The 12,309-nt window shown below is 70.9% G+C and carries 11 protein-coding genes; 2 read left to right on the top strand and 9 right to left on the bottom strand.

The window, feature by feature from the left end:
• Positions 1-81 precede the first annotated feature (81 nt).
• Positions 82-297, top strand: coding sequence for a DUF3073 domain-containing protein (locus HNR22_RS20160; RefSeq protein ID WP_179781653.1), 216 nt, complete (start codon positions 82-84; stop codon positions 295-297).
• Between the two features lie 136 nt (positions 298-433).
• Here HNR22_RS20160 and amcA read toward each other — a convergent pair whose 3' ends face one another.
• The 5 genes from amcA to HNR22_RS20135 form a co-directional block, all read right to left on the bottom strand.
• Positions 434-661, bottom strand: coding sequence for a multiple cyclophane-containing RiPP AmcA (amcA, locus tag HNR22_RS20155; RefSeq protein ID WP_088950950.1), 228 nt, complete (start codon positions 659-661; stop codon positions 434-436).
• Positions 642-1,733: a cyclophane-forming radical SAM peptide maturase AmcB gene (amcB, locus tag HNR22_RS20150; protein WP_343060044.1), complete on the bottom strand. Its 1,092-nt coding sequence runs from the start codon at positions 1,731-1,733 to the stop codon at positions 642-644. Before amcB ends, amcA begins: the two co-directional genes overlap by 20 nt.
• Before the next feature lie 126 nt (positions 1,734-1,859).
• Entirely contained in the window at positions 1,860-3,014 is a 1,155-nt protein-coding gene (gene purM / locus HNR22_RS20145; protein ID WP_141912148.1) for a phosphoribosylformylglycinamidine cyclo-ligase, read from the bottom strand.
• 59 nt (positions 3,015-3,073) lie between these two features.
• Positions 3,074-4,612: an amidophosphoribosyltransferase gene (purF, locus tag HNR22_RS20140; RefSeq protein WP_179781651.1), complete on the bottom strand. Its 1,539-nt coding sequence runs from the start codon at positions 4,610-4,612 to the stop codon at positions 3,074-3,076.
• Between the two features lie 167 nt (positions 4,613-4,779).
• Positions 4,780-5,133 carry a sterol carrier family protein gene (locus HNR22_RS20135; RefSeq protein ID WP_343059890.1) on the bottom strand — a complete coding sequence of 118 codons (354 nt, stop codon included), beginning with the start codon at positions 5,131-5,133 and terminating at the stop codon, positions 4,780-4,782.
• A gap of 161 nt (positions 5,134-5,294) precedes the next feature.
• Between HNR22_RS20135 and HNR22_RS20130 the strand changes: the two genes are divergently transcribed.
• Positions 5,295-7,367: a hypothetical protein gene (locus HNR22_RS20130; RefSeq protein WP_179781650.1), complete on the top strand. Its 2,073-nt coding sequence runs from the start codon at positions 5,295-5,297 to the stop codon at positions 7,365-7,367.
• 173 nt (positions 7,368-7,540) lie between these two features.
• Here HNR22_RS20130 and HNR22_RS20125 read toward each other — a convergent pair whose 3' ends face one another.
• The 4 genes from HNR22_RS20125 to purS form a co-directional block, all read right to left on the bottom strand.
• Positions 7,541-8,296, bottom strand: a complete 756-nt coding sequence (locus tag HNR22_RS20125) for a 2-phosphosulfolactate phosphatase (protein WP_179783635.1) — start codon at positions 8,294-8,296, stop codon at positions 7,541-7,543.
• 4 nt (positions 8,297-8,300) lie between these two features.
• Entirely contained in the window at positions 8,301-10,967 is a 2,667-nt protein-coding gene (purL, locus tag HNR22_RS20120) for a phosphoribosylformylglycinamidine synthase subunit PurL (protein WP_179781649.1), read from the bottom strand.
• Positions 10,968-11,034: 67 nt separating this feature from the next.
• A complete protein-coding gene (purQ, locus tag HNR22_RS20115) occupies positions 11,035-11,718 on the bottom strand; it encodes a phosphoribosylformylglycinamidine synthase subunit PurQ (protein WP_179781648.1) in 684 nt (227 codons plus the stop codon).
• Positions 11,715-11,978: a phosphoribosylformylglycinamidine synthase subunit PurS gene (purS, locus tag HNR22_RS20110; protein WP_030491392.1), complete on the bottom strand. Its 264-nt coding sequence runs from the start codon at positions 11,976-11,978 to the stop codon at positions 11,715-11,717. The genes purQ and purS overlap by 4 nt, the downstream gene beginning before the upstream one ends.
• Positions 11,979-12,309 lie beyond the last annotated feature (331 nt).

The raw sequence follows: 12,309 nt of genomic DNA, 5'->3' as shown, positions 1-12,309 counted from the left end.
CCGTAAGAGCCACGAGAGATGCCTGACGTCATCGGGGCCCGCCTTCGGGCTGCCCCGCATTCTGTGCGAGGGGGTCGAGCCATGGGGCGCGGCCGTGCTAAGGCCAAGCAGACAAAGGTGGCCCGGGAGTTGAAGTACCACTCCCCGAACACCGACCTCACCGCCTTGCAGCGCGAACTGGCGGGTGCTGGTAAGTCTGAGCACCACTTCAACGACGACTCTAAAGAGCTCGTCGACGACGATGATGAGGATCACGCGGACGACGATCCGGATCCCTGGGTCCGTCCGGCCCGCTGACCTCTCGACGCAGCTGAGCACGCGGTGTACCCGCGTGCTCACGCACGTCCCGTGCAGGTGCAGTTGCCGACGATCAGGGGCCTGACCCGACCGGAGTTGTTCCGGCCGCTCGACAGGCCCCTGTTCACGGCTCCCGTCAGCGCGGGCGGTTGTTCCAGTTGTAGAAGGTCGGGATGTTCTCGAAATGGTTCCAGGCGCAGACCGCGCTGGCACCATCGCCGCCCGACACCTCCGAGCGCAGCCGCCGGGCGTCCTCCGCCTCCTGTAGCAGCGCGACGAGCGCAGGGGCCGCCTCCCGCACCCGCTCGTTGACTCCGTCATCCGCCTCGCGCTCAGGCCGCCGGTTACTGGTGCTCTCGGGCATGCTCCAACACTCCATCCAATAGGCGGATCTTGCTGTTTCGGCAGTGCTCGGTCTCCGTACCGTCAAAACGCCCCAGCTCGAAGTAACGGTTGGCCGCGTGGCCACCGCCACAGAAGCCGAAGTACGGGCAGGACACCCGACAGGCCTCCACCCCGACCAGGAACTCCCCCACCCACGGGGTCGCCGCCGCTCCGCCGAGAATCTCCGCCAGCGGAGCGTGCAGGACGTTGCCGCTGCTGAAATCGCCGTAGCGCGGGTCCGTGAAGCCCGCCAACTCCGGGGACAGCACGGTCACCGAGCCGTCGTGACCGATGGTCGGGATCGGGTCCAGTTGGCGGGGCAGCACCCCGTCAGCCGAGTTGTCGAGCACCGCCGCGGCGTAGCGCAACGTCCACTCGACCTCGCGGAGGTGGATCCGGGGTTCACGGCGCCACGCCGCGACCAGCTCCGCCCAGAACGCGGTCACCGCTGAGGAGTCGTGACGGTTGTCCCGGGTGTTGACCCCCTCCGTCTCCTCGATGTTGATGCCCAGCACGTCGCAGCCCAGTTCGAGGAAGTAGTCGTACAGCTCGGTGGCGAGCCCCGGGCCCGGCTGGGACACCACGGCCAGGGCGGAGAAGGGCAGACCATGACGGCGCAGCGCCGCGACGCCGCGCAGGATCCGGTCGTACGCCGGCTGGCCGCCCCGGTTGACCCGGTCGCCGTTGCGGGCCCGCGGGCCGTCGACGCTCACGCTCACCCGCATCTCGTGCCGGGCGAAGAAGTCGCACCAGCCATCGTCGATCAGCGTGGCGTTGGTCTGCACGTGATGCTCGACCTCGGGGTCGAACGGCGCCATCAGGTCGGCCAGGTGCTCCCGGCCGGCCGCCAACGGCTCGCCGCCGTGCCACACCACCGAGAACCGGCCGGCCGCCGCCCACGGGTTGACCGCCGCCGCCACCGCCTCGGCCACCGCCACCGGCATCCGCTGATCGGTGGCCCGAAACGGCAGATAGCAGTACGCGCAGTCGAGGTTGCAGAGGGTGGTGGGCTGCATGACGACGTACGACGGGACGGTGGAAAGACCCCGCATCCCGCTGAACGACTGTCCCCGAGCAGCCATCGCCCTCCTCCGCCAAGCCTGAGCCCTTCAGGCTAGGCGGCATAGGCCACTCGGGTGAAGCCCTGATCAGGTGTCCGTATGATCACCAAAACGTGATCATCCTCGGGTGTGCTGACCAACCATCTGCACGTTGCCGGTGCCCTCGATGATCTCGCCGGCCTGCCACGCCTCGACCCCACGGCCGGTCAGCGTGGCCAGCGCCCGGTCGGCGTCCTCGGCCGACACGATCGCGAACATGCCGACGCCCATGTTGAAGGTCGACTCCATGTCCTGGTCGTCGATCCGACCCTTCGACTGGATCAGGTCGAAGATCGGCTGCGGCTTCCAGGTGGAGCGGTTGACCACCGCGTCGACGTGCTCGGGCAGCACCCGGACCAGGTTGCCGGGGATGCCGCCGCCGGTGATGTGGGACAGCGCGCGCACCTCCGCCTCGGCGATCAGCTTGAGGCAGTCCTTCGCGTAGATCTTGGTCGGGGTGAGCAGCTCCTCACCCAGGGTCCGCTGCCGACCGAAGTCGTCGATAACGATGTCCAGGCGCATGCGGGCCGCGCCGAGCAGCACGTGCCGGACCAGCGAGTAGCCGTTGGAGTGCAGACCGGAGGAGCGCATGGCGATCACCACGTCGCCCACCTCGACGCGGTCCGGGCTGAGGATGTCGGCCTCCTCGACCACGCCGACACCGGTCGCGGAGATGTCGTACTCGTCCGGGCGGAGCACGCCGGGGTGCTCGGCGGTCTCCCCGCCCAGCAACGCGCAGCCGGCGTAACGGCAACCGTCGGCGATGCCCGCCCCGATCTCGGCGACCTTGTCCGGGACGACCTCGCCGGTGGCGATGTAGTCGAGCAGGAACAGCGGCTCGGCGCCGCAGGCAACCAGGTCGTCCACGACCATGGCCACCAGGTCGATGCCGACCGTGTCGTGGATGTCCATCTGCTGAGCGATCACCAGCTTGGTGCCCACCCCGTCGGTGGAGGACGCCAGGATCGGGCTCTTGTACTTCTTCGTGTCCAGCCGGAACAGGCCAGCGAAACCGCCAAGGTCACCCATCACCTCGGGCCGGCGGGTCTGGCGCACCTTCGACTTGAGCAACTCCACGGCGCGGTCGCCCGCGTCGATCGAGACCCCGGCGTCGGCGTACGAGACCGAGCGTTTGCGCGCCTGACGGCCGGCGCCGGCCGTCCAGGGCTGGCGGTCGCCGCCGGCGCCGGTCGGGCTGCTTCCTGCGCCGTTGCGCTCGGACACGTGCGTCACGGTTCTCCCCTTTGGTTCTCGGTGCCGCGCCGGCGGTGGCCGGGCCGCGCCGGTTGGTGCTACGGGCGGTTTGCGGTAACGCCACCCGGAGTGGCGACGAACGAGCCGTTGGTGTGCGGGGCTTCCGGCGCCGAGTTGGCGACCCGTCGACCCACCCCTTCGAGCACGTGCTTGCCGATCAGGTTGCCGGCCGGCAGCTCGATCGGGTACTCCCCATCGAAACACGCCCGACACAGCCTGGTCTTCGGCTGCTCGGTCGCGGCGATCAGGCCAGGAAGCGAGACGTAACCCAGCGTGTCGGCGCCGATGGAGCGCCGGATGCCGTCGTTGTCCAACCCGTTGGCCAGCAACTCCGCCCGGGTGGCGAAGTCGATGCCGTAGAAACACGGCCAGCTGACCGGCGGCGAGGAGATCCGGACGTGCACCTCCAGCGCCCCCGCCTCACGCAACATCCGCACGATGGCGCGCTGGGTGTTGCCGCGCACGATCGAGTCGTCCACGACCACCAACCGCTTGCCCCGGACGTTCTCCCGCAGCGGGTTGAGCTTGAGCCGGATGCCGAGCTGACGCAGGGTCTGCGACGGCTGGATGAAGGTGCGCCCCACGTACGGGTTCTTCATCAGGCCGGCGCCGTAGGTGATGCCGGACGCCTCGGCGTAGCCGATCGCGGCCGGAATGCCGGACTCCGGCACACCAATGACGAGGTCCGCCTCGATCGGGTGCTCCTTGGCCAACTGCCGGCCGATCTGCACCCGCGTCGCGTGCACGTTGCGCCCGGCGATCGTGGCGTCCGGGCGGGCAATGTAGACGTACTCGAAGAGACAGCCCTTCGGCTCCGGCGCGGCGAACCGGGTGGAGCGCAGACCGTTCTCGTCGATCGCGATCAGCTCGCCGGGCTCGACCTCGCGCACCACGCTGGCGCCGACGATGTCCAGTGCGGCGGTCTCACTGGCCACCACCCAGCCACGCTCCAAGCGGCCGAGCACCAGCGGGCGGACGCCGTGCGGATCGCGGGCCGCGTAGAGGGTCATCTCGTCCATGAAGACGAAGCTGAACGCGCCACGCAGCTGCGGCAGCACCTCCAGTGCGGCCGCCTCGACCGACAGATCCGGTCGGCTGGCGAGCAGCATCGTCACCAGGGAGGTGTCGTTGGTCGAGCCGTCCGCGACGAGGCCGCGCTCGGCGACCTCCTTCTCCAGCTCGGCGGTGTTGACCAGGTTGCCGTTGTGAGCCAGCGCGATGGTCGTGCCGGAGGTGGTCGACCGGATCGTCGGCTGGGCGTTCTCCCAGTTCGACGCGCCGGTGGTGGAGTAGCGGGCGTGCCCGATGGCCAGGTGGCCGCGCAGGCTCGCCAGGGTCGGCTCGTCGAAGACCTGGGCCACCAGCCCGAGGTCCTTGTAGACCACCACGCCCGAGCCATCGCTCACCGCGATGCCCGCCGCCTCCTGGCCGCGGTGCTGCAGGGCGTAGAGGCCGAAGTAGGTCAGATTGGCAACCTCTTCGCCGGGGGCCCAGACGCCGAAGACGCCACAGGCATCCTGGGGGCCAGGTCGTTGGGGGTCAAGGTCGTGGCTCAGCCGGCCGTCGCCTCGGGGCACCTACCGCTCCCTCATGCTGGTCTGGACCGGCCGGGCGGGATCACGGGCGGATCCACACTTCTCTGCCGGGACCACTGTCGTCGCCTGACAGTGTACGCGAATTGCTGTCAATACAGATAGTCACGATTCCTGCGCAGGCCGTCACTGTGAGTGGGACTCGGAGATAATTAGAGGGGCAGATACGCCGAGAGGTCCGCACGGACACCACTCATCTGGACGCGACCCTCGGCGACTGCCTCGACCCACTCGATCCTCCCGGTCGCCAACCGCAACCAGGTGTCGGGAGCCATCTCGACGACGTTTGGTGGGTTTCCCCTGGTGTGTCGAGGTCCGGGTACGCACTGGATCGCCCCGTATGGTGGGACGCGCACCTCCACCGATCGGCCGGGGGCGCGCTCCGCGAGGACGGCCAACAACGACCGGACCGCCTCTCGGAACACCGGCCGTTCGGGCGTACGCCCCTCGTCAAGCGCCAACAACGCCGCCGTAACGGCAGCGGACTTACTGTGCGGAGAGGACACGACGGGACGATACGACCCGCAGGCCAACTACCTGACGCTGGCCCTGGGTCGCGCCGATCCGGTCGGACAAGGCATAGTTGCCGACGGCGTATTCGAACCGTGATGATCCCCGGCCCGGCGCCCCGCCGGTCAGAGGGAAGTCAGCCCGGAAGGCGGTGGACGTGTCAACACACCGACGTGCCTGGAAGCAGCGGGCCGGTGTGGTCGTAGCGCTGGTTGCCGGCGCTCTGCTCGCCGTCCCCGCCACACCAGCCATGGCCGCAGATGTCCAAGTTTCCCCCGGCTCCGTCACCGTAAACGCCGGAAGCGATGCCACGGTCACCGTGCGCGTCAACGGCGGTAACGAGGACAAGGAAAAAAAGGGAAAGATCAGTCTCTCTGGTCTGCCGTCCGGCGTCAGCTGCGCCAGCGGTTGCGGCGATTTCGACTTCCCTGGCGGCCTGGGCAACCCGTCAAAGACGGTGCTGGTCAGGATCGCGGCCAACGACAACGCTGGCGACGCGACAGCAACGATCACGGTCGCTGTTGAGGCCGATTCGGGCCCGAACACGGCCCCCGTCGCGCTGACGGTCAAGGGCAAGGCCGCCGCGCCGCCGCCGACCAAGCAGACCGTGCAGTCGGTCTCCGGCAAGGTGGTCGCGCAGGCCGACAGCAAGGCCGTGCCCAACGCGGTGGTCATGCTGCTGGACAGCACCGGCAAGACCTTCGACACCACCAGCGACGGCAGCGGCAACTTCCGCTTCACCGGCACCACGGCCAACCCGATCGCACCGGGCCGGATCGACCTGGGTGCGACCTTCGACAACGTGGTGGCCCGCAAGACCATCAACGCCGCCGCCGGGCAGTCCATCACCGGGCAGCGGATCAGCCTCGCGATCAAGGTCGAGACGACGCCCAGCCCGACTCCGTCGGCCAGCACCGAGGCCACTCCCACCGAGGAGGCGACCGATGAGGGCGCCGAGGACCAGGCCTCCGAGGACCCCAGCCCAGGTGCCGCGGCGAACGCCTCGAACAACGAGGACAGCGGCGGCGGCATGGGTTCGTACCTGATCATCCTGCTCGGCGGTCTTCTGGTGGCCGCTGGCGTCGGCACGATCGTGCTGCTCTGGATGAAGCGCAGGGAGAACGGCGACGACGACGACGCCCCTGCGGCGGCTGGCGGCGGCGGTCCGGTCCCACCTGCGCGGGGCGGTTTCCGTGGCGCCGAAGAGACCCGGGTGGTCGGTGGACGGCCCGGCGGCGGGGCGGACCCGACCATGGTCGGCGGCGCGGCGCTGAGCGATGCGCCGACGATGATGCACCGCCCGGTGGTCGACGACGTTCCGCCGGACCCGTACGCTGCGCCGGCCCAGGCGTACGGCGGTGCGGGCCAGCAGGGCTGGGGCGGCGCCGGTTACGGCGACGAGCCAGCACCGGGCGGGTACAGCGGCTACGGCAACGCCCCCTCGTCGGGTGGTGGCTACGGCAACGCGCCCGCCTCCGGTGGCGGCTACGGCAACGCGCCCGCCTCCGGTGGCGGCTACGGCACTCCGGCAGGTCCCGAGGGCGCGTACGGCGCTGGCGCGGCCGGTGACGGCTACGGCGCCGCACCCGGTTCCGGCGCTGGCTACGGCGGCGCACCGGCCTACGGCAACGCTCCGGCCTCCGGTGGCGGCTACGGCAGCCGTGACTACACCGCGCCGGCCGGGACCACTGCCTACCCGCCGGCTCCCGCTGGCGGAGCGGCCTACGGCGAGCGGTACGACGAGCCGACCGGCCGTTACACCGGCGACAACACCCAGTACCCGGCTCCGGCCGACCCGTACGCGACCGGTGTCTACCAGCCGGAGCAGGGGCAGGGGTACGCCCAGCCGGACCCGGCCCCGTACGGCGGCCGGGCAGCCGAGCCGACCGGCGGGTATGGCGGTCAGCCGGCCGGCGGCTACGACCAGGGTGGCTACGGGCAACAGGCCGGTGGGTACGACCAGGGCGGCTACGGCCAGGAGCCCCCACCGCCACAGCAGCGCGGCGGCTACGACGACCGGGGCTACGACCAGGGCGGCTACGGCCAGCAGGCCGGTGGGTACGACCAGGGCGGCTACGGCCAGGAGCCCCCACCGCCACAGCAGCGCGGCGGCTACGACGACCGGGGCTACGACCAGGGCGGCTACGGCCAGCAGGCCGGCCGGGCCCGACCGGAAACCCCGCCGGCGACCGAGCGGGGCGGTCGACGCCTCGACTGGCTGGACGACTGACCGACCACAACGCACGGAAACGGCCACCCGGATCCACGGGTGGCCGTTTCGTTTCGTCATGGCGTCAACCCTCGGAAGATCCACTCGCGTTTCAGGAAATCGGGGCATCGCCCGGACCTGGACACGCCGATTTCCTGAAAGCCGAGTCGATCACCGCCGACGGCGGGCCTCGTTCAGGCGGCGGAGAAGACGCCCTGGCTCAGCACCGGGACCACAGTCGACACGCCCACCTGGACGGCGACGTCCACGTCCCCGGCGAAGCCGCTCTCGGTCAGCTCGCGTCCGGAGACGCTGCCGCGCACCGCAGCCGGCACGTCGGGGGTGCTGGCCAGCGCGGCGAGCGCCATGGCCGCCTCCACGGACAGCCCACCCGGCACGCCGGAGAGGGCGTCCAGCACCGAGGCGGCGCCGAGTTGGTCCTCCACCGACGGGCGCAGCGAGCCGTCCGGCCACTGCTCCCCCGAGGCGATCACGCCGATCGGGGCGTCGAGTGTGCCGTACCCCTGGCGGCGCAGCCAACGCCCGACGGCGGGTGCGTTGCGCAGACACGCCGCGACCACCGGCAGGCCGGTGGCGCTGGCGGCGGCGCTGATGGCGGAGCCGTTGGGTGAGGGCAGGACCAGGTCCGCCACCACCGGCGCGGTGCTCAGTGCGGCGGGCGACAGCGACCACGGATGCTCCGCGCTCACCCGTCGCCGCCCCACCGCAGCGGTCGCGCCGACCCGCACCGCGTAGTCCGCGGCCTGTTCACCCCAGGGGAACGGGTGCACCCGCATGCCGCGGGCGACCGCCACCTCCACCGAGGTGGTGAACGACAGGACGTCCACCACCACCAGTGCCGCGCAGACCCGTCCGAGCTCGGCCGCCCCGGTCAGCCCCCAGTCGAACCGGGCGCCGGAACCGGGTTGGCCGTGGACGGCGGCCGCCAACGCCTCAGCGCTCGTCAGGCGACGGCTCGGCGACACCGGGGTCAGACTCGGCGGCGGTGCCCGGCTGCTCCGACTCGATCGGCTCGACGGCACCGGTCTGCGGGACCGGCCCGAACGAGGCGATCGGCTCGGAGACCACCTCTGCGGGATCGACCGGCTCGGCCTCCACGACGGGCAGCGGGACGGCCTCGACCGCACCCGCCACGCCGGCGGCCGGCGCGGGCACCTCGACGGCGGCGGAGCCCCCGAAGAGGCGCGGCAGCGTCTCCGTGTGCGCGGTACGCAGCTCGTCCAGGCTGATCCGGAACTGGCCGTGCACCTCCAGCGCGCCGCCGGACGGGTCGGTGACGCCGATCAGCTCGAACGGCACCCCCCGCTCGGCGCAGAGCGCCGCGAACGCCTTGTCGTGGCCGCGCGGCACCGAGACCAGCGCCCGGGTGGCGGACTCACTGAACAGGTAGACGAACGGCATCGAGCCCTCGGTGAACTGCTCCGGCACCGCGACCCGCGCACCGACGCCGCGCCGCAGGCAGGACTCGACCAGGCTCTGGGCGAGACCGCCGTCGGAGAGGTCGTGCGCGGAGGCCAGGTGACCGACCCGGGCCGCCTCGGCCAGCAACTCGGCGAGCGCCTTCTCCCGGGAGAGGTCGACCTGCGGCGGGATGCCACCGAGGTGCTCGTGCGTCACCCAGGCCCACTCCGAGCCGGACAGCTCCACGTTGGTCTCGCCGAGCAGGTAGAGCTGGTCGTGGTCGCCACCGGCGCGCGGCACGAAGCCCATCGGCACCCGGTCGGCCACGTTGTCCAGCACACCCAGCACGCCGACCACCGGGGTCGGGTGGATCGGCGCCGCGCCGGTCTGGTTGTAGAAGCTGACGTTGCCGCCGGTCACCGGGATGCCCAGCTCCAGGCAGCCGTCCGCCAGGCCGCGCACGGCCTCGGCGAACTGCCACATCACGCCCGGGTCCTCCGGGGAGCCGAAGTTGAGGCAGTCGGTCACGGCGATCGGCTTCGCGCCGGTCACCGCCACGTTCCGGTACGCCTCGGCCAGAGCCAGCTTGGTGCCGTTGTACGGGTCCAGTCGGGCGTACCGGCCGTTGCCGTCCACCGACAGCGCCACGCCGAGCCCGGTGCGCTCGTCGATCCGGATCACGCCGCCGTCCTCAGGCTGGGCGAGCACGGTGTTGCCCAGCACGTAGCGGTCGTACTGCTCGGTGACCCAGGTCTTGTCGGCCAGGTTGGGCGACGCGATCATGCGCAGCACGGTCTCCCGCAGCGCCTCCGGGTCGGCCGGGCGGGGCAGCGTCTCGGCCCGGTCGGCCTGGAGCAGGATCAGGTCGGCCGGCTCGCGCATCGGTCGGGCGTAGACCGGGCCGTCGTCGACCAGCGAGCCCGGCGGCACGTCGACGACCAGGTGGTCCTGCCAGGTGATCAGCAGTCGACCCGGGCGGCCGTCCGGCTCCGGTGCGGTGACCTCACCGATGGCGGTGGCGAGCACGCCCCACTTCTCGCAGGTCTTGAGCACCGCGTCGAGCTTGTCCGGCTCGACGACCAGCAGCATCCGCTCCTGCGATTCGCTGGCCAGGATCTCGTGCGGGTCCATCGAGGGCTCGCGCAGCGGAACCCGCTCCAGCCAGACCCGCATGCCGGTGCCGGCCGCCGCGGCGGTCTCGGTGAGCGCGCAGGTCAGCCCGGCACCGCCGAGGTCCTGGATGCCGGCCACGAGCTGGGCGTCGTACAGCTCCAGGCACGCCTCGATCAGCAGCTTCTCGATGAACGGGTCGCCGACCTGCACGGCGGGACGACGGGCTTCGCTGCCCTCGTCGAAGGTCGCGCTGGCCAGCACCGACACACCGCCGATGCCGTCCCGGCCGGTCTTGGCACCCATCAGCACCACGACGTTGCCGGGACCGACAGCGGCCTTGTTCTGCAGCCGGCTGACCGGAAGCACACCCAGGCAGAGCGCGTTGAGCAGCGGGTTGCCCTGGTAGGAGGGGTCGAAGACCAGCTCGCCACCGATGTTGGGCAGGCCCAGGCAGTTGCCGTAGCCGCCGACGCCAGCGACCACGCCGGTGAGCACCCGGGCGGTGTCCGGGTGGTCGGCCGCACCGAAGCGCAGCGGGTCCATCACGGCGACCGGGCGGGCACCCATGGCGAGGATGTCCCGGACGATGCCACCGACACCGGTCGCCGCCCCCTGGTACGGCTCGACGAAGCTGGGGTGGTTGTGCGACTCGACCTTGAAGGTCACCGCCAGCTCGTCGGAGATCTGCACGACACCGGCGTTCTCACCGATGCCGGCGAGCAGCCGGTCGCTCTGCGGGGCCTTCTCACCGAACTGGCGCAGGTGCACCTTGCTCGACTTGTAGGAGCAGTGCTCGCTCCACATGATCGAATACATCGCGAGCTCGGACTGCGTGGGCCGGCGGCCGAGGATCTGCCGGATCCGGTCGTACTCGTCGTCGCGCAGACCAAGCTCGGTGTACGGCTGAAGCTCGCCCGGGGTGCCATCGGCGCGCGGAACGGTGTCCACGCCCTCGGTCCAGACGGCGGGAGCCGGCTGGGCGGGGGCGGTGGGTGCCACGGGCTGCGGCAGGCTGGGCTCCGCCGGCTGCGACGGGGCGGAGTACGCCTCCGGGGTGTCGCGTACCGGGTCCGGATGGGTGGTCATGACCTCTCCTCGCTGCGCTCGTGCCCGCCAGGCCGGCGGTTGAGCAGACCGATGATCGTGTCGCCGGTCACGCCGGCGCCCCCACCAGGTGCTTGAGGACCGACGTGAAGAAGCCGAGGCCGTCCAGCGAAGGGCCGGTGAGCGCCTCCACCGCGTGCTCGGGGTGCGGCATGATGCCGACCACGTTGCCAGCGGCGTTGGTGATCGCGGCGATGTCGCGCTGAGACCCGTTGGGGTTGCCGCCGACGTAGCGGGCGACCACCCGGCCCTCGGCTTCGAGCTGGTCCAGGGTCGCGGTGTCCGCGACGTAGCAGCCCTCGCCGTTCTTGACCGGGATGAGCACCTCCTGGCCGGGCTGGAACGCGTTGGTCCACGCGGTGCCGGCCGACTCGATGCGCAGGACCTGGTCCCGGTTGCGGAAGTGCAGGTGCTGGTTGCGGGTGAGCGCGCCGGGCAGCAGGTGCGCCTCGCACAGGATCTGGAAGCCGTTGCAGATGCCGAGCACCGGCAGACCGCCCTGGGCGGCGTCCACGATCGTCTCCATCACCGGGGCGAACCGGGCGATGGCGCCACACCGCAGGTAGTCACCGTAGGAGAAGCCGCCGGGCAGCACGACCGCATCGACGCCGTGCAGCTGCGGGTCGCCGTGCCAGAGCCGGACCGGCTCAGCGCCGGCGATCCGGACCGCTCGGGCCGCGTCCCCGTCGTCCAGCGAGCCAGGGAAGGTGACCACACCGACCCGGGCGGTCACGAGCGGGCGTCCGCGGTCTCGTCGGCCTCGACCAGGCGGACGGTGAAGTCCTCGATGACCGGGTTGGCGAGCAGCTTGTCGGCAATCTCCCGAGCGCGGTCCAGGTCCGGTTCACCGGTGAACTCGATCTCGATCCGCCTGCCGATCCGAACCGAGGCGACGTCACCGACGCCGAGCCGGGGCAGCGCGTTTGCGACGGCCTGGCCCTGCGGATCGAGGATCTCGGGCTTGAGCATGACGTCGACGACGACGCGAGGCACTGGGCACTCCTGACTGTGTACGCAGTTGGGTGCCGACCCACAACGGGCGAGCGCAGCCAGCGTACCTGGCAGATACGGCCGCGGACGCACCGGCCGCCTGCAGTTCAAGCAGTGATCAACATTACCGGCGCTCCGAGCGGCTCCACAGGCGGGGCAGGTGGCCTCAGCAGGGCATACACGGCGCAACGGGAGGCTGAATCGTTACATTGGCGATCCTCAATCAGGTCCTTGATAACGGCCGGCTCGGGCCCTACTGTACATCGACGTAAGTCGATTCAGGCGGCAGAGGGGACCTCCCGCTGTCGCCATCCACACCCGGCGACCCCGGGTC

Origin of the sequence: Micromonospora jinlongensis (assembly GCF_013410645.1) — a bacterium.
In the GTDB taxonomy this organism is placed as follows: Bacteria; Actinomycetota; Actinomycetes; order Mycobacteriales; family Micromonosporaceae; genus Micromonospora; species Micromonospora zamorensis.
The sequence above is the reverse complement of the archived record's forward strand: the minus strand, read 5'-3'. Positions and strand labels throughout refer to the sequence as shown.